The 25,489-nt window shown below is 67.7% G+C and carries 22 protein-coding genes; 6 read left to right on the forward strand and 16 right to left on the reverse strand.

The window, feature by feature from the left end; genetic code table 11:
* Nucleotides 1–67 precede the first annotated feature (67 nt).
* From ACORQU_RS16740 to pbpC, 3 genes are read left to right on the forward strand one after another with little or no spacing between them, the layout of a single operon-like run.
* Nucleotides 68–5,068, forward strand: a complete 5,001-nt coding sequence (locus ACORQU_RS16740) for an alpha-2-macroglobulin family protein (RefSeq protein WP_491642192.1) — start codon at nt 68–70, stop codon at nt 5,066–5,068.
* 31 nt (nt 5,069–5,099) lie between these two features.
* The gene (locus ACORQU_RS16745) at nt 5,100–5,492 is read left to right on the forward strand and encodes a DUF7668 domain-containing protein (RefSeq protein WP_491642193.1); all 393 of its coding nucleotides are present in this window, start codon (nt 5,100–5,102) and stop codon (nt 5,490–5,492) included.
* Nucleotides 5,489–7,843 (forward strand): penicillin-binding protein 1C, encoded by a 2,355-nt coding sequence (gene pbpC / locus ACORQU_RS16750; protein WP_491642194.1) that lies wholly within the window; start codon nt 5,489–5,491, stop codon nt 7,841–7,843. The genes ACORQU_RS16745 and pbpC overlap by 4 nt, the downstream gene beginning before the upstream one ends.
* Before the next feature lie 182 nt (nt 7,844–8,025).
* Here the strand turns inward: pbpC and ACORQU_RS16755 are convergent, their stop codons facing one another.
* Nucleotides 8,026–8,601, reverse strand: a complete 576-nt coding sequence (locus tag ACORQU_RS16755; protein WP_491642195.1) for a ferritin-like domain-containing protein — start codon at nt 8,599–8,601, stop codon at nt 8,026–8,028.
* Between the two features lie 44 nt (nt 8,602–8,645).
* Nucleotides 8,646–9,128 (reverse strand): peroxiredoxin, encoded by a 483-nt coding sequence (locus tag ACORQU_RS16760; RefSeq protein WP_491642196.1) that lies wholly within the window; start codon nt 9,126–9,128, stop codon nt 8,646–8,648.
* 190 nt (nt 9,129–9,318) lie between these two features.
* On the opposite strand from ACORQU_RS16760, the gene ACORQU_RS16765 reads away from it, so the two are divergent.
* Nucleotides 9,319–9,753 carry an Hsp20/alpha crystallin family protein gene (locus ACORQU_RS16765; protein ID WP_491642197.1) on the forward strand — a complete coding sequence of 145 codons (435 nt, stop codon included), beginning with the start codon at nt 9,319–9,321 and terminating at the stop codon, nt 9,751–9,753.
* Between the two features lie 120 nt (nt 9,754–9,873).
* Nucleotides 9,874–10,764, forward strand: a complete 891-nt coding sequence (locus ACORQU_RS16770) for a DnaJ C-terminal domain-containing protein (RefSeq protein ID WP_491642198.1) — start codon at nt 9,874–9,876, stop codon at nt 10,762–10,764.
* 81 nt (nt 10,765–10,845) lie between these two features.
* On the opposite strand, the gene pilH is transcribed toward ACORQU_RS16770, so the two are convergent.
* From pilH to purB, 13 genes are all read right to left on the reverse strand, one after another.
* A complete protein-coding gene (gene pilH, locus ACORQU_RS16775) occupies nt 10,846–11,235 on the reverse strand; it encodes a twitching motility response regulator PilH (protein ID WP_491642199.1) in 390 nt (129 codons plus the stop codon).
* 235 nt (nt 11,236–11,470) lie between these two features.
* Complete coding sequence (locus ACORQU_RS16780) at nt 11,471–12,115, reverse strand: DUF6438 domain-containing protein (RefSeq protein WP_491642200.1); 645 nt, start codon at nt 12,113–12,115, stop codon at nt 11,471–11,473.
* Between the two features lie 34 nt (nt 12,116–12,149).
* A complete protein-coding gene (locus ACORQU_RS16785; RefSeq protein ID WP_491642201.1) occupies nt 12,150–12,743 on the reverse strand; it encodes an LOG family protein in 594 nt (197 codons plus the stop codon).
* 31 nt (nt 12,744–12,774) lie between these two features.
* Entirely contained in the window at nt 12,775–12,963 is a 189-nt protein-coding gene (locus ACORQU_RS16790; protein WP_271646042.1) for a hypothetical protein, read from the reverse strand.
* Nucleotides 12,964–13,043: 80 nt separating this feature from the next.
* A complete protein-coding gene (gene lpdA, locus ACORQU_RS16795) occupies nt 13,044–14,480 on the reverse strand; it encodes a dihydrolipoyl dehydrogenase (RefSeq protein WP_271646041.1) in 1,437 nt (478 codons plus the stop codon).
* A 213-nt stretch (nt 14,481–14,693) separates the two neighbouring features.
* Nucleotides 14,694–15,911, reverse strand: a complete 1,218-nt coding sequence (gene sucB / locus ACORQU_RS16800) for a dihydrolipoyllysine-residue succinyltransferase (RefSeq protein ID WP_491642202.1) — start codon at nt 15,909–15,911, stop codon at nt 14,694–14,696.
* A gap of 48 nt (nt 15,912–15,959) precedes the next feature.
* Entirely contained in the window at nt 15,960–18,788 is a 2,829-nt protein-coding gene (locus ACORQU_RS16805; RefSeq protein ID WP_491642203.1) for a 2-oxoglutarate dehydrogenase E1 component, read from the reverse strand.
* 196 nt (nt 18,789–18,984) lie between these two features.
* Nucleotides 18,985–19,455: a DUF7931 domain-containing protein gene (locus ACORQU_RS16810; protein ID WP_491642204.1), complete on the reverse strand. Its 471-nt coding sequence runs from the start codon at nt 19,453–19,455 to the stop codon at nt 18,985–18,987.
* A 4-nt stretch (nt 19,456–19,459) separates the two neighbouring features.
* Nucleotides 19,460–19,906, reverse strand: coding sequence for a GNAT family N-acetyltransferase (locus tag ACORQU_RS16815; protein WP_271646037.1), 447 nt, complete (start codon nt 19,904–19,906; stop codon nt 19,460–19,462).
* Nucleotides 19,884–21,119: a JmjC domain-containing protein gene (locus tag ACORQU_RS16820; protein WP_491642205.1), complete on the reverse strand. Its 1,236-nt coding sequence runs from the start codon at nt 21,117–21,119 to the stop codon at nt 19,884–19,886. The genes ACORQU_RS16815 and ACORQU_RS16820 overlap by 23 nt, the downstream gene beginning before the upstream one ends.
* Before the next feature lie 14 nt (nt 21,120–21,133).
* Nucleotides 21,134–21,478 carry a DUF2834 domain-containing protein gene (locus ACORQU_RS16825; RefSeq protein WP_491642207.1) on the reverse strand — a complete coding sequence of 115 codons (345 nt, stop codon included), beginning with the start codon at nt 21,476–21,478 and terminating at the stop codon, nt 21,134–21,136.
* Nucleotides 21,479–21,540: 62 nt separating this feature from the next.
* On the reverse strand, nt 21,541–21,939 hold the full coding sequence (locus ACORQU_RS16830; protein WP_491642208.1) for a VOC family protein: 399 nt from the start codon (nt 21,937–21,939) through the stop codon (nt 21,541–21,543).
* A 54-nt stretch (nt 21,940–21,993) separates the two neighbouring features.
* Nucleotides 21,994–23,361: an adenylosuccinate lyase gene (gene purB / locus ACORQU_RS16835; RefSeq protein ID WP_491642209.1), complete on the reverse strand. Its 1,368-nt coding sequence runs from the start codon at nt 23,359–23,361 to the stop codon at nt 21,994–21,996.
* A gap of 200 nt (nt 23,362–23,561) precedes the next feature.
* Here purB and ACORQU_RS16840 point away from each other — a divergent pair, with 200 nt between their 5' ends.
* A complete protein-coding gene (locus tag ACORQU_RS16840; protein ID WP_491642210.1) occupies nt 23,562–24,947 on the forward strand; it encodes a class II fumarate hydratase in 1,386 nt (461 codons plus the stop codon).
* A 78-nt stretch (nt 24,948–25,025) separates the two neighbouring features.
* Here ACORQU_RS16840 and ACORQU_RS16845 read toward each other — a convergent pair whose 3' ends face one another.
* A complete protein-coding gene (locus tag ACORQU_RS16845) occupies nt 25,026–25,469 on the reverse strand; it encodes a hypothetical protein (RefSeq protein ID WP_491642211.1) in 444 nt (147 codons plus the stop codon).
* Between the last annotated feature and the right edge of the window lie 20 nt (nt 25,470–25,489).

Raw genomic sequence — 25,489 nt, forward strand, 5'->3', positions numbered from 1 at the left:
ATTCAGGGCCGCGATCCGCGGACCTGCGTTCTATACTGCCGCGCCAGCAAGGGGAGAAACGCGAACCATGGATTGTCCGCAGAAGCTCGGCGCAGGCGCGCCGCGATCGATCATCGTGCAGGAGCTGCACGCCGTCCCGAATGTCGCGCCCCTCGCGCGCACGGCCCGGGCGGGGCTGCGGTGGTGCCTGCTGCTGCTGGCGCTGTTCGCCCTGGCCGGCTGTGGTCGCAACAAGACCGGGCAACTGCCCGAAGTCTCCGGCGAAGCGGTCAAGGCCCAGCAGGCCCAGGTGCCCAAGGGCTTCGCCCTGGCCAATGCGTATCCGGACCAGCACGACGGCGAGGTCGCCATCGCCCTGGAGTTCACCGAGCCGCTGGTGGAGTCGCAGGACTTCGACAGCCTGCTGCACGTGACCGACGACAAGGGCGCGGTGGTCAGTGGTAGCTGGGTGCTGGATGACGAGGCCAAGGTGTTGCGCTTCCCCTCGCTGGAGGCCGCGCGCGATTACACGGTCAAGGTCGACGCCGGCCTGTTGGCCGCGTCCGGCCCGCGCCTGGGCAAGGCGGTGGAGCAGGTGGTGCACACCGGGCCGCTGGCGCCGTCGGTGGCTTTTGCCTCGCAGGGCAGCGTGCTGCCGGCGCGGGAATCGCGTGGCCTGCCGGTGGTCTCGCTCAATGTGCCGGAGGTCGACGTCGAGTTCCTGCGCGTGCGCGAGGCCGACCTGCCGCGCTTCTTCGGCGAATACCAGCGCGGTGGCAGCCGGGGCGCCTGGGACCTGGACCGCAGCTACGGCACGCACACCCCGCTGGGCGACATGGCCGACTCGGTCTACCTCAATCGCTTTGAACTCGGCGGCAAGCCCAACGCGCGCACGCTGAGCTACTTGCCGATCCAGGACATCAAGCAGCTGCAGGACCCCGGGCTCTACTTCGCGGTGATGAAACGGGTCGGGCGCTATTCCGAGGAACTGCAGACTGCATTCTTCAGCGTGAGCGACCTGGGCCTGCACGCGCGCGCCTACAAGGACACGCTGTTCGTGCACACCGCCTCGCTGGCCACCGGCGAGGCCACCGCGGGCGCGGAGCTGCGCGTGCTCGACGCCAAGGGCGCCACGGTGCTGCGCGGCAAGACCGACGACAACGGCAACGCGCTGCTCAAGTACACGCTGGATGCGGGCCAGGTGCTGATCGCCCAGCGCGGCAAGGACGTGACCCTGCTGCCGTTCAACCAGCCGGCGCTGGACCTGTCCGAGTTCGCCGTGGCCGGGCGCGAGCAGGCCTGGTTCGACGTGTTCGCCTGGTCCGGACGCGACCTGTATCGGCCGGGCGAGACGGTGCGCGTGTCGGCGCTACTGCGCGATTTCGACGGAAAGCCGGTCAAGGCCGACCAGCCGCTGTACCTGCGCCTGAAGCAGCCCGACGGCAAGGTCTTCCGCGAGACCCGGCTGACCCCGGCCGAGCAGGGGTACTTCTCCTTCGAACAGGCCATCCCCGCCGAAGCCCCGACCGGGCGCTGGCAGGTGGAGTTCCGCACCGATCCGGCCAGCGCGCAGGCGGTGCAGGGCATGAGCCTGCGGATCGAGGAGTTCCTGCCCGAGCGGATGAAGCTGGACCTGTCCGCGCCGGAGACCCTCAAGCCGGCTGCGCCGCTGCAGCTGCAGGCCGATGCCGCCTACCTTTACGGCGCTCCGGCCGACGGCAACCGCTTCACTGCCAAGCTGGCCGTGGCGGTGGAGCAGCACCCGCTGGACAAGCTGCCGGGCTGGTTCTTCGGCGATGCCACCGTGGAGCTGCCGCGCGAAGCCAAGGACGTGGTCGACGCCAGCTTCGACGCCAAGGGCCATTTCGCCCAGGCGCTGGCGCTGCCCGAGGAGGTCAAGCCGGTGACGCCGGTGGCGGTCATCGTCTCGGGCAGCGTGTACGAGACCGGCGGACGCACGGTCAACCGCAGCCTCAAGCGGGTCATGTGGCCGGCCGACGTGCTGGTGGGCGTACGCCCGCTGTTCGACGATGCGCAAGGGTCCGACGCCAACGCCAATGCCGGCTTCGAACTGGCGCGCTTCAACGCGGCCGGTGCGCGTCAGCCAGGCAAGGGGCTCAAGGTCACCCTGGTGCGCGAGCGTCGTGACTATCACTGGACCCATGACGAGGACACCGGCTGGTCGTTCGACTACACCCAGCGCTTCGAGAACGTCGAGACGCGCACGGTGGATGTCACCGGCGAGGCCACGCGCGTCGACTTCCCGGTGGAGTGGGGCGGCTATCGGCTGGAGGTCTTCGACCCGGCCACGGGCCTGACCACGCGCTATCCGTTCACCGCCGGCTGGAGCTGGAGCGACGACAACCGCGGCCTGGACGCACGCCCGGACAAGGTCAAGCTGTCGCTGGACAAGACCGGCTACCGCGCCGGCGACACGCTCAAGGTCACCGCGACCCCGCCGCACGCCGGCAAGGGCGTGCTGATGGTCGAGTCCGATCACATGCTCTACGTCAAGAACGTGGACGTGAAAGCGGGCAGCACCTTCGAAATTCCGGTCACCGAAGACTGGGAACGCCACGATGTCTACGTGACCGCCCTGGTGTTCCGCGGCGGCAGCGCCACCTCCAAGATCACCCCGGCGCGTGCGGTGGGCGTGGCCCACGTGCCAATGGACCGCAGTGCGCGCCGTGTCGCCGTCGGCCTGAAGGTGCCGGAGAAGATGCTGCCCGAGCAGGACCTGGCGGTCACCGTCAGCGTGCCGCAGCTGGCCGGCAAGGCCGCGCACGTGACCGTCTCGGCCGTGGACGTGGGCATTCTCAACATCACCCGCTACCCGGTGCCGGATGCGACCACGCACTTCTTCGCCCAGCGCCGCCTGGGCGTGGATGCGTACGACATCTATGGGCGGGTGATCGAGAGTTTCGCCGGTGACACCGCGCGCATGCGCTTCGGCGGCGACATGGCACTGGGGGCGTTGCCGCAGGCACGCCGCCCGACCGCGCGGGTGCAGACCGTGGATCTGTTCGCCGGGCCAGTGAAGCTGGACGCCAAGGGCAATGCACGCGTGATGCTGCACGTGCCGGACTTCAACGGCACCCTGCGCGTGTCGGCGCTGGTGTATTCGGACAGCGACTATGGCAGCCGCGATGCGCAGACCGTGGTGCGCGCGCCCATCGTGGCCGAGGCCAGCCTGCCGCGCGTGCTGGCGCCGGGCGACCGCTCCATGGTCACGCTGGACGTGCAGAACTTCACCGGCAAGGCGGGCACCTTCAAGGTGCAGGTCGATGGCAGCGGTCCGGTGGCAGTGGGCGAGGGCAGCCGCAGCGCGCAGCTGGCCGACGGGGCCAAGACCACGTTGAGTTTCCCGCTGAACGCGCGCGAGGGCTACCAGACCGCCCAGGTGCGCGTGCGCGTGGAAGGCGGCGCGACTGGCTTCAAGGTGGATCGCCATTACGACGTGCCGGTGCGGGCCGGCTGGCCCAGCGTGGTGCGCGCCGAGAGCCGGGTGATCGATCCGCTTGCGCCGGTGACCATGGGCGCCGGCTTCGCCGATGGCCTGATGCCCGGCTCGGTCAATGCGCGCATGGTGGTCAGCGCGCTGCCGCCGATCCCCTTCGCCGCCGCGCTGGAGAACCTGCTCAAGTACCCCTACGGCTGCATCGAGCAGACCACCAGCAAGGGCTACGGCGCACTGTTGATGGACCAGGCCACGGCCGAGCTGCTGGGCACCCGCGGACTGGACGCGGACAAGCGCCAAGCACGGATGGAAGGCGCGTTCGGCCGCATCGCCTCGATGCAGGTGGCCAACGGCAACTTCTCGATGTGGGGCGATGACAGCGACGTGGTGCCCTACATCACGCCGTACGTGACCGAGTTCCTGCTCGACGCGCGCGATGCCGGCTTCGCCGTGCCTGACGCGGTCCTACAGAAGGCGCTCAAGCGCCTCAGCGAGGACCTGCTGTCCGGTGGCAACCAGTTCTACGGCGCGGATTTCCGCGACCACCTGCGCTTCGCCAACCGTGCCTATGCCGGCTACGTGCTGGCGCGGGTGGGCCGCGCGCCGCTGGGCACGCTGCGGGCGTTGTACGACAACGACCGGGTCAAGTCGATGACCGGCCTGCCGCTGGTCCATCTGGGTATTGCGCTGTCGCTGCAGGGTGACACCAAGCGTGGCGCGCGCGCGATCGCGCTGGGTTTCGACAAGCGCGGTGACCGCCCACGCTACCTGGGCGATTACGGCACCCGCCTGCGCGATGACGCGTTGATGCTGGCCCTGGTGCGCGAGCGCAAGCTGTCCAGGCCCGAATACGACGCACGCGTGGTCGACCTGGGGCGCGAGCTGGACGAGCGTCGCAAGGCGCGCTGGTTCTACCTGAGCACGCAGGAACAGGTGGCCCTGGCGCGGCTGGGCAAGTCGCTGCTGTCCGACGGCCAGGCCAAGACGCTGTCCGGTGAGTGGGCGGCCGATGGCGGCACCGAGGCCATCGGCGAGCGCCGCCTGTTCGCGCGCGCCTTCGACGGTGACACCCTGGCCAAGGGCGTGACGTTTACCCCGCAGGGCACCGCGCCCCTGTACGCCAGCCTGGAGGTGGCCGGCGTGCCGCGCACTGCACCGGCTGAGGACAAGTCCCAGATCGAGGTGGAGCGTCGCTACTACACCACCGATGGCAAGCCGTGGACCGGCGGCACCCTCAAGGAGGGCGAGGCGCTGATCGTAGGCCTGCGCATCACCGCCGACACCGCCATACCCGACGCGCTGCTCACCGACCTGCTGCCGGCCGGGCTGGAGATCGAGAACTTCAACCTCTCCGACGCCAAGCAGTGGGCCGACGTGGTGGTCGACGGCATCAACATCACCGAGCGCGGCGACGCGGCGGACGTCAAGCACGAGGAGTTCCGTGACGACCGCTACGTGGCCGCCCTGCACCTGGGTCAGGGCGGAAGCGGCGCCAAGGTCTTCTATCTCGTCCGCGCCGTCACCCCCGGGACCTACACCGTGCCGCCGCCGCTGGTGGAGGACATGTATCGCCCGGACATCCGCGGTGTCGGCGCCTCCACGCCGACGACGATCACGGTGGTGCAGCCGTGAATCAGGCAGCGCCCAGGGGCGGCGTCAAGGGATGACGCAGCTGGAGCAAACGTTTCCGATCCAGCGGGAAGTAGGACAGGAGCTTCCCGTTCCTTCGCGGTGGCGGCCCACGATCGCCTCTATCGTCGACGCGTTCTGCGAAGGGGATTTTTCCTTGGCACGTGGGATTGAGGGCGCCCATCTTTCCAATGCGTTGGACGGCGCCTGGCTGGCGCAACAGGTGGAGGGATACGGCGCCACGCTTGATCGGCTTTCACCGCAGGCCTGGCAGACATCGATTTGTGTCTGGATGGGCGAGTGGTGGGAGGCGCTGATCGATCTCTTCACGCTTGAGGAAGGCAGAAGTGATCTGGTCCTGTTTCTCCGCATCTATCAGCGAGAAGCGTCTTACGACTTTGAAGTCAGTTCGCTTCACGTGCTGTGATCCTGGATAAGAGAGTGATCTTCTGGCGGATCCTGCGCTGGACCACGGCAGCGGGGCTGGTCGCGCTGCTGGTCCTGGACTTCGCCTTCCCGCCGCTGCTGCCCAAAGCGCGTGACACCAGCACGCTGGTGGTGGCGCGTGACGGGACGCCGCTGCGGGCTTTCGCCGATGAAGAGGGGGTGTGGCGCTACCCGGCCTCGCCGGAAGGGGTGTCGCCGCTATACGTGCAGGCACTGCTGACCTACGAGGACCGATGGTTCTGGCGCCATCCGGGAATCAATCCGGTGGCGCTGCTACGCGCAGGGTGGCAGCTGGTCTCGCGTGGGCACATCGTGTCCGGCGGCTCGACGCTGACCATGCAGGTCGCGCGCCTGCTGGATGAGGGCAGCACGCGCACGCCGTGGGGCAAGGCGGTACAGATGCTGCGCGCGGTGCAGCTGGAAGTGCATCTGTCCAAGGCGCAGATCCTCGACCTGTACCTCGAACGCGCGCCCTTCGGCGGCACCATCGAGGGCGTGGAGGCCGCCAGCTGGGCCTACCTCGGCAAGCCCGCCTCGCGCCTGTCGCGCGCCGAGGCCGCCTTGCTGACCGTGCTGCCGCAGTCGCCCAGCCGCCTGCGTCCGGATCGCCATCCGCAGGCCGCCCAGGCCGCGCGCGACAAGGTGCTGGCGCGCATGGTGGCCCTGGGCGTGTGGACCCAGGCGCAGGTCGACGATGCGCGCATCGAACCGGTGGTCGCGCGTTCCCTGCAGCCGCCGATGCGCGCGGCGTTGCTGGCGCGACGCCTGCACCTGCAGCAGCCGCGCGCATCGCGCATCGTCTCCACGCTGGACGCCGACCTGCAGCGCACGTTGGAAGACCGGGTGACTGCGTATTTCTCCGACCTGCCCGAGCGCACCTCCGCCGCGCTGCTGGTGGTCGACAACGCCACGATGGAGGCCCGCGCCTATGTCGGCTCGGTGAAGTTCGGCGATGCCAAGCGCCTGGGCCACGTGGACATGGTGCAGGCTTGGCGCTCGCCGGGTTCCACCCTCAAGCCCTTTCTCTACGGGCTGGCGCTGGACGACGGCCTGATCCATTCCGAAAGCCTGCTGGTGGACGCGCCGCAGGGCTTCGGCGGCTACCGGCCGGGTAACTTCGATGCGGCCTTCAACGGTCCGGTCGGCGTGGCCGAAGCCTTGCGCCTGTCGCTCAACGTGCCGGCGGTCGACGTGCTGGACCGGGTCGGGCCATCGCGGTTTGCCGCGCGCCTGGCCAATGCCGGTATCGACCTGCATTTCCCGCGAGGCGCCAAGCCCAACCTGGCGCTGATCCTGGGGGGCACCGGGGCGCGGCTGGAAGACCTGGTCGGCGCCTTCGCCGCCTTCAATCGCGCAGGCCTGGCCGGACGCGTGCGCTATACACCGGATGCGCCGACCGCAGACCGACGCCTGCTCTCACCGGGCGCGGCCTGGATCATCCGCCAGATCCTGCAGGATCATCCGCGCCCCGGCTATGCGCTGGACACCTTCGACACCGCCAGCCAACCCCCTGTAGCGTGGAAGACCGGCACCAGTTACGGCTATCGCGATGCCTGGGCGATCGGCGGCACGCGCCGCTACACCGTGGGGGTGTGGGTCGGGCGCCCGGACGGCACCCCGTTGCCCGGCCAGTACGGCGCGGTCACCGCGCTGCCGCTGATGTTTGAGGTGATCGACAGCCTGCCGCGCGCGCGCGGCGATGCGATGGTCACCCCGGCGCCGCCCAGCGTGGCGCAGGTGGACGTGTGCTGGCCGCTGGGCCTGCCACCCGACCCGCAGGCGCCGCAGCTGTGCCAGAAGCGCCTGCAGGCGTGGACCCTGGACGGCAACGTGCCGCCCACCTTCCCCGAGCGCGAGGCGCGGCTGTGGCATGGCGGCGTGGAGCGCTTCACCCGTGATGCGGCGACCGGCCAGCGCCTGTCGCCGCAGTGCGCTGAGCGTCACGTGGCCGAGCCCGCGCAGATCGCACGCTGGCCGGCATTGGCGGCCCCGTGGCTGACCCAGGCCGAGCGCACCGCCTCGCGCCTGCCCGCGTTGGCGGCGGACTGTGCCCCGGACAGCCGCGACGCGATGGAAACCCTGCGCATCGAAGGCCTCAACGACCGCGCGACAATCGCCCGTGCGCCCGGCAGCCTGAAACCGGCGACCGTGCGCCTGCGGGCGCTGGGCACCGAGGCCCAGGTGCAATGGCTGCTGGACGGCCGCTGGATCGCCACCACCCAGGGGCGGCGCAGTTTCGAGCAGGGTTTCGACCAGCCCGGCGAGCACATGCTCACCGCGCTCGCCGAAAGCGGCGCGTGGACGACCTTGCGGTTCGAGGTGCTGCGCTGAAGCAGGCGCCACCTCCTGTAGAGCGGAGCTTGCTCCGCTGAGGTCGTACTCGCGCGGGTCTCATCGAAGCGCAGCGGAGCAAGCTCCGCTCTACAGCGGGATGATGCTGTCGCTCGATGTGTGTGCTGCAAAAAAAGCGAGCGCCCTTGGGCGCCCGCTCCGTACCGATTCTTGGAGTTCAACTACTTGCCGATCCAGCCTTCCAGCATGTCGGCGAACTCGTCGGCGTGCTCTTCTTCCTGCGCCAGGATTGATTCCAGGATGCGCTTGGTGGTGGTGTCCTTGTCGCCAATGTAGTTGATCATCTGGCGATAGCTGTCGATGGCAATGCGCTCGGCAATGAGGTTTTCCTTGACCATGTCACGCAGGTCGGTGCCTTCCTTGTACTCGGCGTGCGAGCGCGCGGTCAGCGTATCGGGATTGAGGTCCGGCTCGCCACCCAGCTGCACGATGCGCTCGGCCAGCTTGCCCGCATGATCCTGCTCCTGCTGGGCATGTTCGAGGAACTCGGCCTTGACCGAATCGGCCAGCATGCCCTTGGCCATGAAGTAGTGGCGGTAGTAGCGCAACACGCACACGTACTCGGTTGCCAGGGCCTCGTTGAGCAGCTTGATCACTTCCTTGCGGTCGGCGATATAGCTGCCGGTGATGGCGCCGTCCTCGATGCTCTTGCGCGCGTTGGCACGCAAGGTGTCGCGGTCGGACAGCTCGTTGGCGTCGGTGTGGTCGAACTTGGTCTTGGCTGATGTCTTGGACATTGGCAGGCCTCTTTGGGTGAGGGAAGGAAAGTAGGGATGAAACGTCAGTCGGGAAGCTGCTCGAGCACGTGCTCGGCCGAGGACACCTTGAATTCGCCAGGCGCTTCGACCCAGACCTGCTTGACCACGCCGTCCTCGGCATAGAGGGCATAGCGGCGCGAGCGCAGGCCCATGCCGTTGCCGCTCAGGTCGATGTCCAGCCCGAGGGCGCGGGTCAGATCGCCGCTGCCATCGGCCAGCATCTGCAGGCCGTCGGGGACACTCAACGCCTCACCCCATGCCTTCATGACAAAGGCGTCGTTGACCGACACGCAGTACACGTGGATGCCGCGTTTGAGGAAGTCGTCGTAGTGCGCGATGAAGCCCGGCAGATGCTTCTCAGAGCAGGTCGGAGTGAAGGCGCCGGGGACGCCGAACATCACGACCTTCTGGGCATTGAACAGCGTCGGCGTATCGACCGTCTCCACGCCCTGACGGATACGAGTGACAGTAACTTCCGGGATGCGCTGTCCGCTTTCGATGGTCATGGTCGCTCTGACTGAATGGGTGCCGGGCGGAGGTGCCCGCGCATGAACGCCACCCTAGAAGCTCGCGCGGAAAGGCCGCGTCAAAACCCTTGAAAACGCCTGGGCGGCGCTTATCTGTTGGTCATGGAGGCCGAGGGCCCCTGCCGCGCCGGTCCCTCGGCATGTCGGCAACCGAACAGGAGAAGACAACATGCGTTACGTGCATTATCAGGGTGGTTTTCCGCGCGTTGGCCAGGCCGATCTGGGCCGCGTGTTCGAGCGTTTCGTCCAGAACGGGACCAGCGAGGGCTGGACGCCGCAGGTCGACGTGAAGGAAGAAGCCGGGCGGTTCGTGATCTACGCCGACTTGCCGGGCGTGGACCTGGACGCGATCGAGGTCCAGATGGACAAGAACGTGCTCAGCATCCGCGGCGAGCGTGCGGCGCCGGCCGTCGGTGAGCAGGAGCGGTTCTCGCGCCAGGAACGCCGCCACGGCGCGTTCGTGCGCAACTTCACTCTGCCAGAGACGGCCGATGCCGACGGCATCGTGGCCACCGGGCGCAACGGCGTGCTGGAGGTCGTGATTCCCAAGCGCGCCGAACTGGCCCCGCGGCGGATCCAGGTGGGTCGCGAGTCGATCCAGTAACCTGTGCAGGTGGGCCCGATCTGTCGGGCCAGTGTCAGCGGGTCCAGGGCGGTCTCCAGCCGCCCTGGGCCAGGATCAAGCCCGTGACTGCAAGGTCGCGGGCTTTCTTGCGGAGGTGCGATGGAATTCAAGGATTACTACCAGACCCTGGGCGTCGAGCCGACGGCGGGCGAGGCGGAGATCAAGACGGCGTATCGCCGCCTGGCCCGCAAGTATCATCCGGATGTCAGCAAGGAGGCCGACGCCGAGGAGCGATTCAAGGCCGTCAACGAGGCCTACGAGGCGTTGCGCGATCCTGAAAAGCGCGCGGCTTACGACCAGCTCAAGGCGCGCGGCTACCGACCGGGCCAGGAATACCAGCCGCAGGATTTCGGCGGCGGGGGGTTTGGCGGCGGGCAGGGCTTCGACTTCGAGGAAGTGTTCGGCAGCAGTGGCGGCGGTGCCGGCTTCAGCGATTTCTTCGAGAACCTGTTCGGCCAGCGCGCCCGTGGCGGTGCCGGACCGGGCTTTTCGAGCGGACAGGCGCCCAGGGGCGACACCCGGGCCAAGCTGTCGGTGCCGCTCAAGGCGGTCTACGAGGGCAGTAGCATCCGGGTCACCGTCAACGGCAAGCAGCTGGAAGTGCGGGTGCCCAAGGGCATCAAACCCGGCCAGTCGATCCGGCTGGGGGGGCAAGGCACCAGCGGCGGCAACCTGCTGCTGGAGATCGAATACGCGGCCGACCCGCAGTTCGAGGTCGACGGGCGCAACATCATCCACGTCCTCCAGGTCACGCCCTGGCAGGCGGCGCTGGGCGCCACGGTCAGCGTGCCGACCCTGGGTGGGTCGGTGGACCTGAAGATCCCGCCCGATTCCGACGCCGGTCGCAAGCTGCGCCTGCGCGGTCGCGGACTGCCGGGCAGCCCGGCGGGCGACCAGATCGTCGAGTTGGAGATCACCGCCCCGCGCGCCACGACCGATGCCAAGCGCAAGGCCTACGAAAAGCTGGCCAAGGCTTTCGCCGACGATTAGCCGGAGCGGTCGATCGCCTGGTGTTTGATAACCAGAACGGGCGCCTTGCGGCGCCCGTTCCGTGTCTACCCGTGATGGCCCTCAGGTGCCGGGCGCGGCAGCTTGTCCATCGGCCAGGATGCGCTCGATCACCTCGGACAGTTCGTCTTCGGAGAACGGTTTGGTCAGATAGGCCTTGGCCCCCTGGCGCATGCCCCACATGCGGTCGGTGTCCTGATCCTTGGTAGTGACCAGGATGACCGGGATGTGCCGGGTGGTGCTCTCGCGACTGAGCTGACGCGTGGCCTGAAAGCCGTTGAGGTTGGGCATCACCACATCCATCAACACCATGTCCGGCAACTCGCGCTTGGCCACTTCCACGCCCTGGGCGCCGTCTTCGGCGGTGATCCAGTCGTGCCCCAGCTTTTCGACGATGCGCTGGATGCCCAGCAGCTGCGACGGAGAGTCGTCGACGATGAGAATGCGTGCCATGCGGTACCCCTGTTTGTCCCCGGCTCGATTGTAGAGGCTGTTCATCGACAAGGTAATACGCCAGTGACCGGTCGGGGTCACGGATGTTCCGTTCGTCTGGAGCTCTGGCCAGATGCCGGTGCGACCGCCGTCCAGGCGCGCGGGGATGCAGCGGCCAAAAGGCTGCGGCAGGTCACATTCCTGGCACTAGGCCCGGTGCGATGAGCGCGTGGGCGGGCGCTCACGCAGCGCTGGGTCAGGACGAAGTGCTGCAATGAGGGGGAAAGCGGGCCGTGCGGTCCGCCGGCAACGGCCCGTCGCGATAGAGCTGGCATGCCATGGCGTCCATGCGTTCAGCGGCCTGGCAGAACACATCCGGGACAGGCGCCGGCGTTCCCGCAGGCCGTTCCTGTGAGCGTGCATCGCGCGCGCAGGGCACGGCGTAGACGCGCGTGGTCTTGACCTGATGGGCCGTGGCGACCGTGATGCTGGTCGAAGGCATGTCCGTGATCTGCGCGCTGTAGTCATCGCGCAGCTGATCGAAATGACCCTGGCGCAGGGTCTCCAGCAACGCGGTGGTGTCGGTGGCCGGAATCTGGCCGTGGATCAGAATCGGCGCGGAAGCAGTGCCGGTGTCCGCGGCGACCTTGCGCGCGGTGGCATCGGAGCCTGGCCGGCTGGGCAGCGACAGGGTCGCCTGGCCATCCGCCTTGAGCGCCAGCGTGAACGTGGCGCAGGCACCGAAGCAGGGCGAGCGCTCCAGGGTGACTTGTGTGATCGGGTCGTCGGCAGTCGCCGCGCTCGGTGCCGCGGCGTCGGGCAGGTGGCTGCAGCCGGCGATGAGCGAGGGCAGGCCAAGCGTGAGGGCCAGGCGGGCGAGCGGCATGTCGAAGCGTCGCATGGAGGCGTCCTTGCGCTGGATGGAGGTGTCGAGCTTACTTGAGCGTCTGTGCACGCTTTTCATCGATCCACTTGGAGGCCTGGGCCGGGGTATAGGCCCGCATCCAGGTCAGCAGGGCGCCGATGTCCTCGCCGTACCACAGGTCGGCGCGCTGGTCGGCATGCAGGAAGCGCTCTTCGACCATGCGGTCGATCATCCCGATCAGTGGTGCGTAGAAGCCCTCCATGTCCAGGAACGCACAGGGCTTGTTCCCGATCCCCAGCTGGCGCCAGGTCAGCATCTCGAAGATCTCTTCCATCGTGCCGAAGCCGCCGGGCAGGGTGATGAAGCCGTCGGCCAGCTCGAACATGCGCATCTTGCGTTCGTGCATGGAGCCGACGATCTCCAGCGTGGTCAGGCCGCGGTGGGCGACCTCCCAGTCGGCCAGCTGTTTGGGGATCACGCCGGTGACCTCGCCGCCCGCTTCCAGCACCGCATTGGCCACCGTGCCCATCAGGCCCACGTTGCCGCCGCCGTAGACCAGGCGCAGGCCATCGGCCGCCAGGCGCTTGCCGAGTTCGGCGGCACGCTGGGCGTAGACGGGCTTGCTGCCAGCGTTGGAACCGCAATAGACACAGACGGATTTCATAGGGGGACTCCAGGAGACATCGGAAGAAGAATCACTCGGGTCGTCGCAGCGCGCGGCGCAGGCCCCGTGCCAGGGCGACCCGCCCGCCGCCCAGCAGGACGATGGCGAGCGTATAGAGCAGGTAGGGATGAATGCCGAACAAGGTGGCGGCGGCAAGCGCAACCAGCCCTGCGGCCATCGCCGTGAAGCCTGCCCATTTGAGTGTGCGGATCGACGCCATGTCCAAGCCTTGGCCGGCAGGGGAAACGAAAGAAGGCTCCGCCCTGCGGCGAAGCCTCCTTCCCACCTCGGTGTGTGGACTCAGTTCGCCTTGTGGATGGCGCGCTTGTCCACGGCCATGGCCGCGTCGTGCACCACTTCGGACAGCGAAGGGTGGGCGTGGCAGATGCGGGCCAGGTCGTCGGCCGAACCACTGAACTCCATGGTCAGCACGCCTTCGTGGACCAGCTCGGAGACGTTCACGCCCACCAGGTGCATGCCCAGCACGCGGTCGGTCTCGGCATGGGCCAGCACCTTGACGAAGCCCGCCGGCTCGGCCATCGCCACGGCGCGGCCGTTGGCGGCGAACGGGAAGCTGCCGGCCTTGTACGGCACGCCCTCGTCCTTGAGCTGCTGCTCGGTCTTGCCGACCCAGGCGATTTCCGGTTCGGTGTAGATGACCCACGGGATGGTGTCGAAGTTGACGTGGCCCGGCAGGCCGGCGATCAGCTCGGCCACGGCGATGCCTTCCTCGAAGCCCTTGTGCGCCAGCATCGGGCCGCGCACGCAGTCGCCGATCGCCCAGACGCCATCGACGCCGGTGTGGCAGTGCTCGTCGACCACGATCTGGCCGCGCTCGTTGAGCTGCACGCCAGTGCCCTCGGCCAGCACGCCCTTGGTCGCGGCGCGGCGGCCCACGGCCACCAGCAGCTTGTCCACGGTCAGGGTCTGCTCGCCGTCCTTGTCGGTGTAGCTGACGAGGACTTCCTTCTTCTTGCCCTTGCCGGTGATCTCGGTCGCGCTGACCTTGGCGCCCAGCTTGATGTCCAGGCCCTGCTTCTTGAATTCCTTGGCGGCGGTCTTGGCCACTTCCGCGTCGGCCACGGCCAGGAAGTCCGGCAGGGCCTCCAGGATGGTGACCTCGGCGCCCAGGCGCTTCCACACGCTGCCCAGCTCCAGGCCGATCACGCCCGCGCCGATCACCGCCAGGCGCTTGGGCACCTCGGTGAAGTCCAGCGCGCCGACGTTGTCGACGATGTACTCGTTGTCGAACTTGGCGAACGGCAGCTCGATCGAATCCGAGCCGGCGGCCAGGATCACGTTGGTGCCCTGCAGCTCGACCTCGGTGTCGTCGTGCTGCTTGACCTTGACCAGGTTGCCCGGCTGCAGCTGGGCGAAGCCGTAGTAGGCGGTGACCTTGTTGGCCTTGAACAGCATCGCGATGCCGCCGGTGAACTGCTTCACGATCTTGTCCTTGCGGCCGACCATGGTTGCCACATCGATCTTGGCGTCCTTGAAGGTGATGCCGTGGTCGCCGAACAGATGACCCATGTTCCAGAACTGCCGCGAGGAATCGAGCATCGCCTTGGACGGGATGCAGCCCACGCGCAGGCAGGTGCCGCCCAGGGCGGGCTTGCCATCCTTGCCCAGCGCCGCATCGACGCAGGCGACCTTCATGCCCAGCTGCGCGGCGCGGATGGCCGCGTGATAGCCGGCCGGGCCGGCACCGATGACGACGACGTCGTAGTTCTCTGCCATTTCAGATTTCCTTTGCCTTTCCCTTCCCCATGTTCGAGGGAAGGTGGCGCTGAGCGCCGGATGAGGGTTCGGCGGAGCAGGGCAGGCCTGGCGCCGAGTGCTGCCAGATATGAGGTGAGTCTCCGGCGAAATGACTTCGTCCGGCCCTCACCCCAACCCCTCTCTCCCACGGGACTTGCTTCGGTCGCCGTCGGGAGAGGGGCTTCAAGGCAGTTACAGACCGAACAGCATGCGGCCCGGGTTTTCCAGCTGGTTCTTGATGTCCACCAGGAACTGCACCGAATCCTTGCCGTCGATGATGCGGTGATCGTAGGACAGCGCCAGGTACATCATCGGGGCGATCACGACCTGGCCGTTTTCGGCGATCGGGCGTTCCTTGATGGCGTGCATGCCCAGGATGGCGCTCTGCGGCGGGTTGATGATCGGCGTGGACAGCAGCGAGCCGAAGGTGCCGCCATTGGTGATGGTGAAGGTGCCACCCTGCAGGTCGTCCAGGCCCAGCTTGCCGGCGCGCGCCTTGGCGGCGTAGTCGGCGATGCCCTGTTCGACATCGGCGAAGGACTGGCGCTCGACGTTGCGCAGCACCGGGGTCACCAGGCCCTTGTCGGTCGACACGGCAATCGAAATGTCGCTGTAGCCGTGGTAGATGATGTCGTCGCCGTCGATGGAGGCGTTGACCAGCGGGAAGCGCTGCAGCGCGTTGGCGGCGGCCTTCACGAAGAAGCTCATGAAACCCAGCTTGATGCCGTGGGCTTTCTGGAACTCTTCCTGCAGCTCCTTGCGCGCGGCCGACACCTTGGCGAGGTTGACCTCGTTGAAGGTGGTCAGCATGGCGGTGGAGTTCTTGGACTCCATCAGGCGCTTGGCGATGGTCCTGCGCACGCGCGTCATCGGCACGCGCTCTTCCGGACGGGCGCCGGAGGCCTTGCCCACGCCGCCGCCGGCGGCGAACTTGACGATGTCTTCCTTGGTGACCGCGCCGCGACGGCCGGTGCCTTCGACCTGGGCCGGGTCCACGCCCTCGGTGATGGCAGAGAAGCGCGCGCCCGGGGGCAGCGAACCGGTATCGCCGGCCGCCTTGGGCGCCTCGGCCTTGGTGGCCTTCGGTGCTTCGGCCGCCTTGGGTGCGTCGGCCTTGGCAGCCGGCTTCACTTCTTCCTCGGCCGGCTTGGACGGCGCGGCCTCGGCAGCGGCGCCTTCCTCGATGATGGCCAGCAGCTGCGAGGAGGTAACGGTGTCGCCTTCCTGGAACTTGATTTCCTTCAGCACGCCATCGACGGGCGAGGGCACTTCCAGGACGACCTTGTCGGTCTCCAGGTCCACCAGGTTCTCGTCGCGCTTGACGGCGTCACCGGCCTTCTTGTGCCAGCTTGCGATGGTGGCGTCGGAAACGGATTCGGGAAGTACCGGAACTTTGACTTCGGTTGCCATGCGGGGAACGTCCTAGATTTCTCGTCGGGTAGGTATGGAGGTGCTGCGTTATTCGGCGACGACGTCGTCGCCGAAGGAGTTGACCAGTGCATCGGCGACCAGCTGCTGCTGTTCGGCCACGTGCTCGGCGAAATGGCCGGCGGCGGGCGAGGGCGAACGGGCACGGCCGGCGTAGTGCAGTTCCTGCTTGGGACCCAGGCAGGCCTGCAGATGGTGCTTGATCTGGTACCACGCGCCCTGGTTCTGCGGCTCTTCCTGGCACCAGACCACGTCGGTGGCGTTGCTGTACTTCTTCAGCTCGGCAGCCAGCAGTTCGCGCGGGAACGGATACAGCTGCTCCACGCGCAGGATGGCCACGTCGTCCTGCTCGCGCTTGGCGGCATCCTCGGCCAGGTCGTAGTAGACCTTGCCCGAGCAGGCAACCACGCGCTTGACCTTCTTCGGGTCGGCCTTGGCGTCCGGGATCAGCTGCTGGAACTCGCCGTTGGCCAGCTCGTCCAGGCTGGACACGGCCAGCTTGTGGCGCAGCAGCGACTTGGGCGTCATCACGATCAGCGGCTTGCGCGTGGTCATGCGCATCTGCCGGCGGATCATGTGGAAGGCCTGGGCCGGAGTGGTCGGGACGCAGACCAGCATGTTGTCCAGGGCGCACAGCTGCAGGAAGCGTTCCAGGCGCGCCGAGCTGTGCTCGGGGCCCTGGCCTTCGTAGCCGTGCGGCAGGAACAGTGCCAGGCCGGTGATGCGGCCCCACTTGGCTTCGCCGGCGGCGATGAACTGGTCGATCACCACCTGCGCGCCGTTGGCGAAGTCACCGAACTGCGCTTCCCAGATGCACAGGGCATTGGGGTCGGTGGTGGAGTAGCCATACTCGAAGCCCATCACCGCTTCCTCGCTCAGCAGCGAGTCGATGACCGTGGCGTCCTGCGGATCGTCGACCAGCTGGCGCAGCGGCAGGTAGTAGCTGTCGGTCTTCTGGTCGTGGAGGATCGCGTGGCGATGGAAGAACGTGCCGCGGCCCGCGTCCTGGCCGACCAGACGCAGGGTGTGGCCCTCGGACAGCAGGGTGGCGTAGGCCAGGTTCTCGGCAAAGCCCCAGTCGCCCGGCAGCTCGCCTTCGGTCATCTTGGCGCGGTCCTCGTAGATCTTGGCCACGCGCGGATGCAGGTGCACGCCTTCGGGGATGGTGTTGATGATCTTGGCCAGCTGCGCCAGCTTGCCCGGCTTGACCGTGGTGTCCACCGGATCGGAGAGCTTGCCCGACAGGTACTTGGACCAGTCGATGGCGAGCGGGTCACGCTCGGGCTTGGCCAGCTCGGTCGTGTAGGCGCCGGAATCGAGCTTGTCGCGGTAGGTGTCCACCATCGTCTTGGCTTCGCCGTCGGCGATGACCCCGGCCTGCTCCAGCTGCGCGGCGTACAGCTCGCGCGTGGTCTTGTGCTTGCGGATCACCTGGTACATCAGCGGCTGGGTCGCGGCCGGCTCGTCGGCCTCGTTGTGGCCCCAGCGGCGGTAGCAGACCAGGTCGATGACTACGTCCTTCTTGAACTGCTGGCGGAATTCATAGGCCAGGTTGGCGCAGAACACCACCGCTTCCGGATCGTCACCATTCACGTGCAGCACCGGGGCGCCGACCATCTTGGCCACGTCGGTGCAGTACAGGGTCGAGCGCGCGTCGTCGCGGGCGCTGGTGGTGAAGCCGACCTGGTTGTTGATCACGATGTGCACGGTGCCGCCGATGGCGAAACCGCGGGCCTGGGACATCTGCAGCAGTTCCATGACCACGCCCTGGCCGGCGAAGGCCGCGTCGCCGTGGATCAGGACCGGCAGCACGTGGCTGCGATCGGTGTCGCTGTAGCGCTCCTGGCGCGAACGCACGGAGCCTGCGACCACCGGGTCGACGATTTCCAGGTGCGAGGGATTGAAGGCCAGGGCCAAGTGGACCGGGCCGCCGGGGGTAGCCACGTCGGCCGAGAAGCCCATGTGGTACTTCACATCGCCGGTGTGGGCACGGTCGTCGTGGGCGTGCTCGAACTTGCCCTCGAACTCGTCGAAGAGCTTGCGCGGGTTCTTGCCCAGGGTATTGACCAGCACGTTGAGGCGGCCGCGGTGGGCCATGCCCACGGCGATGTCGCGCATGCCGTCGGTGCCGCTGCGGCGCAGCAGCTGGTCCATCATCGGGATCAGCGAATCGCCGCCTTCCAGCGAGAAACGCTTCTGGCCGACGTACTTGGTGTGCAGGTAGCGCTCCAGGCCTTCCGCGGCGGTCAGCCGCTCCAGCGTGCGCTTGCGGGTCTCGGTGTCCAGACCGTAGTTGCCGCCGGCCTGTTCCAGGCGCTGGTACCACCACTTGCGCTGGTCGTGGTCGGGGATATGCATGAACTCGGCACCGATCGAGCCGGTGTAGGTCGCCTGCAGGCGCGCGAGCAGGTCGCGCAGCACCATGCGCGACTGGCCGGCGACGCCGCCGGTGCTGAACTCGCTGTCCAGGTCACGCTCTGACAGGGTATGCCAGTCCAGGCTCAGGTCCGGCGGATTGACCGGGTCGGTCAGGTTGAGCGGATCGACCTTGGCGCCCAGGTGACCGCGCGAGCGATAGGCGGTGATCAGGCGGCCGACGTGGCGCTCGCGTTCGTCCGAGGGCGACGCACCGTTGGCCGCGTTGGCGGCCAGCTTGGAGGCCTGGGTGATGTGCTCGATGGCGGCCGAATGGGGGACGTCGCCGGCCTCACGGCCCTGGAAGCCGTCAAAGAAGGCCTTCCACTTGGGATCCACGCTGTCCGGCGCGACGAGGTACTGCTCGTACAGATCCTCCACGTAGGCGGCGCTGCCGCCGTTGAGCTGGGAGGTCTGCACAAACTGCTTGAGAAGATTGTCCACGGTGGTTGCCTACGGCGTCTTTGTGGGGAAAAAGTGGCTCGGTGGCCGGCCCGGTTGCAGCCGGTTGGCGGGCATTTCGCCCGCCGACAAACCAGCAAATTATAGGCTTCGGCCTGAATCCGGGCGGGTCCGGGCGTGGGATCGAGCAGGTGTGTCCGTGCAATGACCCACTATGCGGGACATTGCAGATGAACCCTTAAAGACCAAGGGCGCGCAGCTCCGTGCAGGCGCGGGCGCGCTCCCAGAAGCGGCCGAATTCCTCACGCAGCTGGCGGCTGCGCCCCGGGGCGTGCAGATCGGCTTCGCCATCGAAGCGATGCCCGAGCGGACGAAAGTAATAGCCACCGCCGTCGCTGGCGACGAAGGCGGCCGCGTAGGCGCGGTCCACGGGCTCTTCAATGGCGCGCAGCAGAAAACTGCTGGGGAGCCGCTGGGCCAGGGGGAGGAGGGGCGCATTGGAGCGCTGTGGAATGCCGGGGTCCTGCAGGAGGATCCGGATCTCGGCCCCGCGCTGGCGCACGGCCAGCCCGCGTAGCGCCTCGAGGACCGCTGGCGCGTCGAACAGGCCCGGGTCCAGGTCGCGGGTGTAGATGCACAGCAGGCTGCGGGTGTCGCCCGCCAGGGCCGTAACGACCTCGATGGCCTGGGCCAGGTGTTCGACTTCCATGGCGTCAGTGGCGCAGGTCCAGGCGCATGTACTGGTGCGGAATGCCGACATCGTCGAACGGCTCGCCGATGGCCACGAATCCGTGGCGGGCGTAGAAGCTCTCGTTGGCGACCTGGGCGTAGAGATTGAGCGTGGCCCAGCCGTGTGCGCGGGCCTGGTCGATCATGGCCTTGAGCAGGGCCTCGCCCACGCCCTTGCCGCGCCAGGGCTTGAGCACGGCCAGGCGGCTGAAGCGGCCATCGGGGGTCAGCCGAGCGGTGCCGATGGGCGCGCCATGCGCGTCGACCGCCAGCATGTGCTCGCCCTCCGGATCCATCGAGTCCCATTCGGTGTCCAGCGGCGCGTGCTGCTCGGTCACGAATACCGATTCGCGGACCCAGCGCAGGGCCTCGCGGTCGGCGCTGAAGGAAGCAGGGCGCAGGGTGAACTCAAGCGGCGTCGAACTCGTCATCGTCATCGGTCCCGGGCAGCACGTAATGGCCGGACGTTACCAGAGCCGAAACCGCCTGGCGGCCCTGTTCGCCTAAGGTCTGGTATGCGGCTGCATCCAGCTCGGCGGCGGCGGCCAGGGCGCGGGCATCGCGCACCGACATGGGCAGCGCCTGGCCGCTGGCGAACAGGGCCGCGCCCCGGGCCGCCCGGCGCCAGGCCATGCGGGTCATGGGGTGGCGCTGCAGCACCGCGCCTTGCGCCAGGGCGGCCTCCAGTTCGGCGCGGTCCGGCGCCAGTTCGGGCACCGCGGCTTCTCCGGCACTGCGATAAGTGGTGATGAAACGGCCGAACCACTCACCCAGCCGATCCGGGTCGTTCATGCGCAGGGCGTTGAGCGCTTCGACCACGCGCCCCATCGCGGCGGCATCGATCTCGTTCGGGTCGGTTGGCGCAGCGAGGTCCCGGTCCTGGTAACGGATCGCCTCGTCGGCATCGGCGACCAGGGTGTCGAGGTAATCGCCGATCAGTTCGGCGGCCGAGGGCGCGCGCATGCCGACCGAGAAGGTCAGGCACGGGTCTTGGGCCACGCCGTGATGGGGGACGCCCGGGGGGAGGTACAGCATGTCGCCCGGCGCCAGCACCCAGTCGTGGGTGGGACTGAACTGGCGCAGCAGCTTGAGCTCGACGTCGTCGCGGAAATCCAGCGGCGGATTGGGCGAGGCATCGATCTGCCAGCGGCGATGGCCGTGCGCCTGCAGCAGGAACACGTCGTACTGGTCCACATGCGCACCAACCGAACCGCCGGTGGCCGCGAAGCTGACCATGATGTCGTCGATGCGCCAGCGCGGCAGGAAGGCAAAGGCCTCCAGCAGCGCGGCGATGTCCGGATCCCACTTGTCCACGTCCTGCACCAGCAGGGTCCAGTCGTGGTCGGGCATGCCCGGGAATTGGTCCTCTTCGAACGGGCCGCTGCGCACCGACCATGCATCCCGACCACGGTCGTGCACGATCAGCCGCGACAGCGCCGCCTCTTCGCAGGCCAGGCCGGCCAGATCGCCCGGCTCAATCGGCGAGACGAAGCCCGGGAAGGCGTTGCGGATCAGCAGCGGACGCTTCTGCCAGTAGTTGCGCAGGAAGGTGGCGGCGGACATGCCCAGCGGGAACTGCTTGCGCGCGTCGATTTCGATCGGGGGTTGGGGGGCTGGCTTGGAAGACGGTTTGCGGGTGGCCATGGTCGTGGGGAAGGTCAGGAAGAAGGGAGGTTCGCATCCAGCGAGCGCTGGCGTAGATAGAGAAACAGCGGCAGGCCACAGGAGACGCCGATGCACAGCGTGGCCGGGATCGCCCACCACGCACCGCGAATCGCCCGGCGCCGCGTCTCGATGAAGACCAGGGCAAACAGGGTCAGGGCCGAACACACCACATCCAGCCCGAAGAAGCCGCCGATGCGGGTGGAGAACAACTCGCTCAGCATCATCGGCACGTCCAGTCCGTGCGCGGCCAGCCAGGGCCAACACCAGGCCAGTGGCACCAAGGTGCCGATCGCGGTGAGCAGCAGGTACAGCGGGCGTGCAAACGAGGCGGAAGGCATGACGGGTACACCGGGTCGGGGAGGCTTGCGGACGCTGAGGCCCGGTGCGAGCCGGCCAGGCGTCAGTTGGCGATCGCGTCGTAACCTGCCGCGCTGAATTCGACTAAACACCAGCCGTGCCCGAACGGGTCGGCCAGCTGAACGATCCGGCCCCACGGCTGGCTGCGGATGTCGGTTTCGCGTCGCAGCCCGGCCTGCTCGGCACGCGCCAGCGCTGACTCCAGATCCTCCACCACCACATCCAGGTGTAGCGGGGTCCAGTGCCGGGCGTAGTCGCGCAGGCTGTTGGCTGTGGCCTGGGAACCGTCGCGCTTGGCCAGCAGGTAGATCGGTGCGGTGGCACCCAGCAGTTCCACGGCCCCCGTGCCGAACCGGCGCCCGCTCGTCAGGCTAAATGCCGCCGTATAGAGCGCCTCGGCCGCGGGCAGATCGGGAATGTCGATGTTGACCAGCAGGTGCATGAGCGGGCCTCCGGCGATAGGGACGCGGCGGGCGAAGGCGCCCGCCGGCATCGGTCAGATGTCGCGTGCCAGGTTCGCCGCCAGGCCGGTGTAGCCACCGGGGGTCAGCTCGCGCAGGCGTGCCTTGGCCTCGGCCGGCAGGTCCAGCGATTCGACGAAGGCCTGCATCGACGCGGCGGTGATGCCCTGGCCGCGGGTCAGGGCCTTGAGCTGCTCGTAGGGGTTGGGCAGGCCGTGGCGGCGCATGACGGTCTGCACCGCTTCGGCCAGCACTTCCCAGGCGGAATCCAGGTCGGCATCCAGGCGCTGTGGGTTGAGCTCCAGCTTGCCCAGGCCCTTGGCCAGCGAATCCACGGCGACCTGGGTATGGCCGAAGGCGGTGCCCAGGCCGCGCAGCACGGTGGAGTCGGTCAGGTCGCGCTGCCAGCGGCTGATCGGCAGCTTGGCCGAGAAGTGCTCGAACAGCGCATTGGCCACGCCGAAGTTGCCCTCGGCGTTCTCGAAGTCGATCGGATTGACCTTGTGGGGCATGGTCGAGGAGCCGACTTCGCCGTCCTTCAGCTTCTGCTTGAAGTAGCCCAGCGAGATGTAACCCCAGATGTCGCGCGACAGGTCCACCAGGATGGTATTGGCGCGGCGGGTGGCATCGCCGATTTCGGCCACGTTGTCGTGCGGCTCGATCTGGGTGGTGTAGGGATTGAAGACCAGACCCAGGCCTTCGACGAAGGCTTTGGCGAAGGCCGGCCAATCCACGTCCGGGTAGCTCACCACGTGCGCGTTGTAGTTGCCGACCGCGCCGTTGATCTTGGCGGTCAGTTCCACCGCCGCGATCTGCCTGAGCTGACGCTCCAGGCGGGCGACGACGTTGGCGATCTCCTTGCCCAGGGTGGTCGGCGAGGCGGTCTGGCCGTGGGTGCGCGAGAGCATGGGCTGGTCGGCCTGGGCATGGGCCAGGGCGCGCAGGCTGGCAGCGATGCCCTCCAAGCCCGGCAGCAGCACCTCGCGCCGCGCCTGCGCGAGCATCAGTCCGTAGGACAGGTTGTTGATGTCCTCGCTGGTACAGGCGAAGTGCACGAACTCCAGTGCCGGCCCCAACTCGGCATCGCCCTTGAGCTGCTCCTTGATGAAGTACTCCACCGCCTTGACGTCATGGTTGGTGGTGCGCTCGATCTCCTTGACCCGTCCGGCCTGCTCGACGCTGAAATCCTCGGCCAGCGCGCGCAGCTTCTGCACGGCGGCGGCGGAGAAGGGCGCCAGTTCGGTGATGCCCGGCTCGGCTGCCAGGGCCAGCAGCCACTCCACCTCGACCTTGATGCGGGCGCGGATCAGGCCGTACTCGGAGAAGATCGGGCGCAGGGCGTCGACCTTGGACGCGTAACGGCCATCGAGCGGGGACAGGGCAAGCAGGGTCGCGTTGGTCATTGAAAAGTGGCTGATGGAAGGGAAGAGGAGCAAGGGCGCCGGCGCGCAGGGCGCGGCTTGGCGGGGCCTCAAGGGCCGCACAGTTTACCCCTGTCGCCCATGTCACGCCCCGCGGCGTATCCTTCGCGGCTCCTCGCCAGCCGTTGCGGACTGACCACCGCGTGCCAGCCGTAGCCTTTTATCCAGAAGGAAACACGCTGATGCCGCACAAGGTCCGACTCGAACACGACAGCATGGGGGAACTGCAGGTCCCCGAGGCCGCCCTCTGGGGGGCCCAGACCCAGCGCGCCGTGCAGAATTTCCCCATTTCCGGCCGGCCGATGCCGCGCGGGTTCATTCGCGCGCTAGGCCTGATCAAGGCCGCCGCGGCCGAGGTCAACGCCGAGCTTGGCCTGCTGCCCAAGGCCACGTCCAAGGCGGTGCGCAAGGCGGCCTTTGAAGTGGCCCAGGGACACTTTGACGAACAGTTCCCCATCGATCTCTACCAGACCGGCTCGGGCACTTCGTCCAACATGAATGCCAACGAGGTCATCGCCAATCTCGCCACGCGCAGCGGCAAGGCCACCGTGCACCCCAACGACCATGTGAACCTGGGGCAGAGCTCCAACGACGTGGTGCCCACCGCGATCCGCGTCTCTGCGCAGCTGGCGGTGATCGAGGACCTGCTGCCGGCGCTCAAGCACCTGCGCAAGACCATCGATGCGCGCGGCAAGGCGCTGGGCAAGATCGTCAAGACCGGCCGCACCCACCTAATGGATGCCATGCCGCTGACCTTCGCCCAGGAATTCGGCGCCTGGTCGGCCCAGTTGGCCTCGGCGGAGGGACGCCTTGGCGACACGCTCAAGCGCCTGCGCCGGCTGCCGCTGGGCGGGACCGCCATCGGCACCGGCATCAACGCCGATCCACGCTTTGGCAAGCAGGTGGCCAAGGTGCTGACCGAGATGACCGGGGCCAAGTTCGAAAGTGCCGACAACAAGTTCGAAGGCCTGGCCGCGCAGGACGATGCGGTGGAGCTGTCAGGCCAGTTCAACGCGCTGGCCGTGGCCCTGATCAAGATCTCCAACGACCTGCGCTGGATGAACTCCGGTCCGCTGGCCGGCCTGGGCGAGATCGAGTTGCCGGCGCTGCAGCCGGGCAGCTCGATCATGCCGGGCAAGGTCAATCCGGTGATCCCGGAAGCCACGGTGATGGTCTGCGCGCAAGTCATCGGCCACCACACCGCGATCACCGTCGCCGGGCAGACCGGCAACTTCCAGCTCAACGTGACCTTGCCGCTGATCGCGGCCAATCTACTCGAATCGGTCCAGTTGCTGTCCAACGTGAGTCGCCTGCTGGCCGATTCGGCCATCGCCGGGCTGACCGTCCGCGAAGACAAGGTGCGCGAGGCGCTGGAGCGCAATCCGATCCTGGTGACCGCGCTCAACCCGGTCATCGGCTACGAAAAGGGCGCGGCCATCGCCAAGCAGGCCTATAAGCAGAACCGCCCGGTCCTGGAGGTCGCCATCGAGGTCACCGGCATGAGTGAGGCCGAACTCAAGCCGCTATTGGATCCTGCCGCCCTGGCCAAGGGCGGCATCCACGGCTGAGATCGCCTGACACCGGCCGGTTGCCGGGCGTGAGAAAGCCGGCGGGGTGATCCCGCCGGCTTTTTTTTATGGGGTGACCTAACGCGCTTCCAGGCGGATGGTCTGCATGCTGTCCTTGTATGGACGCAGTTCCGGGAAATCAGCCAGCAGCTGTGCCTGCAGCGGCTTGAGCTGCGCATCGGGGGCGATGGTGATCGTTACGCCGCCATTGGCCTGGAACTGGTCCAGCACCGCCTGGCGGCGCATCTGCAGCAGACCGAAGTAATGCTGCAATTCGGCGCGTTTGTCGGCCGGCTGCGGCAGTTCCACATCGTCGATCTTGAGCGTGCCATCCGGCCCGATCCCGACCGGTGCGCCTGGCGCCTGGCGCAGGCTCACCTGCAGCGTGGTGACGGAGGTTGCCGGCTTCATCCGCTCGGCGCGGCTGTTGGCGGCGTGATCCCCGCTGCCGCCGCAGGCGCTCAGTGCCAGGGCGGCCACGACCGGGGCCAAAACGAAGCGAAATCGGGACAGGACAGTCATGCGCTTGATTGTAAGCGATG

This window comes from Pseudoxanthomonas sp. JC1303, assembly GCF_058448525.1.

What these genes read in the sequence shown, in the direction of transcription:
- ACORQU_RS16740 (WP_491642192.1), top strand. Translation starts at nt 68, where the DNA reads ATGGATTGTCCGCAGAAGCTCGGCGCAGGCGCGCCGCGATCGATCATC.
- ACORQU_RS16745 (WP_491642193.1), top strand. Translation starts at nt 5,100, where the DNA reads ATGACGCAGCTGGAGCAAACGTTTCCGATCCAGCGGGAAGTAGGACAG.
- ACORQU_RS16755 (WP_491642195.1), bottom strand. Translation starts at nt 8,601, where the DNA reads ATGTCCAAGACATCAGCCAAGACCAAGTTCGACCACACCGACGCCAAC.
- ACORQU_RS16760 (WP_491642196.1), bottom strand. Translation starts at nt 9,128, where the DNA reads ATGACCATCGAAAGCGGACAGCGCATCCCGGAAGTTACTGTCACTCGT.
- ACORQU_RS16765 (WP_491642197.1), top strand. Translation starts at nt 9,319, where the DNA reads ATGCGTTACGTGCATTATCAGGGTGGTTTTCCGCGCGTTGGCCAGGCC.
- ACORQU_RS16770 (WP_491642198.1), top strand. Translation starts at nt 9,874, where the DNA reads ATGGAATTCAAGGATTACTACCAGACCCTGGGCGTCGAGCCGACGGCG.
- pilH (WP_491642199.1), bottom strand. Translation starts at nt 11,235, where the DNA reads ATGGCACGCATTCTCATCGTCGACGACTCTCCGTCGCAGCTGCTGGGC.
- ACORQU_RS16780 (WP_491642200.1), bottom strand. Translation starts at nt 12,115, where the DNA reads ATGCGACGCTTCGACATGCCGCTCGCCCGCCTGGCCCTCACGCTTGGC.
- ACORQU_RS16785 (WP_491642201.1), bottom strand. Translation starts at nt 12,743, where the DNA reads ATGAAATCCGTCTGTGTCTATTGCGGTTCCAACGCTGGCAGCAAGCCC.
- ACORQU_RS16790 (WP_271646042.1), bottom strand. Translation starts at nt 12,963, where the DNA reads ATGGCGTCGATCCGCACACTCAAATGGGCAGGCTTCACGGCGATGGCC.
- lpdA (WP_271646041.1), bottom strand. Translation starts at nt 14,480, where the DNA reads ATGGCAGAGAACTACGACGTCGTCGTCATCGGTGCCGGCCCGGCCGGC.
- sucB (WP_491642202.1), bottom strand. Translation starts at nt 15,911, where the DNA reads ATGGCAACCGAAGTCAAAGTTCCGGTACTTCCCGAATCCGTTTCCGAC.
- ACORQU_RS16810 (WP_491642204.1), bottom strand. Translation starts at nt 19,455, where the DNA reads ATGGAAGTCGAACACCTGGCCCAGGCCATCGAGGTCGTTACGGCCCTG.
- ACORQU_RS16815 (WP_271646037.1), bottom strand. Translation starts at nt 19,906, where the DNA reads ATGACGAGTTCGACGCCGCTTGAGTTCACCCTGCGCCCTGCTTCCTTC.
- ACORQU_RS16820 (WP_491642205.1), bottom strand. Translation starts at nt 21,119, where the DNA reads ATGGCCACCCGCAAACCGTCTTCCAAGCCAGCCCCCCAACCCCCGATC.
- ACORQU_RS16825 (WP_491642207.1), bottom strand. Translation starts at nt 21,478, where the DNA reads ATGCCTTCCGCCTCGTTTGCACGCCCGCTGTACCTGCTGCTCACCGCG.
- ACORQU_RS16830 (WP_491642208.1), bottom strand. Translation starts at nt 21,939, where the DNA reads ATGCACCTGCTGGTCAACATCGACATTCCCGATCTGCCCGCGGCCGAG.
- purB (WP_491642209.1), bottom strand. Translation starts at nt 23,361, where the DNA reads ATGACCAACGCGACCCTGCTTGCCCTGTCCCCGCTCGATGGCCGTTAC.
- ACORQU_RS16840 (WP_491642210.1), top strand. Translation starts at nt 23,562, where the DNA reads ATGCCGCACAAGGTCCGACTCGAACACGACAGCATGGGGGAACTGCAG.
- ACORQU_RS16845 (WP_491642211.1), bottom strand. Translation starts at nt 25,469, where the DNA reads ATGACTGTCCTGTCCCGATTTCGCTTCGTTTTGGCCCCGGTCGTGGCC.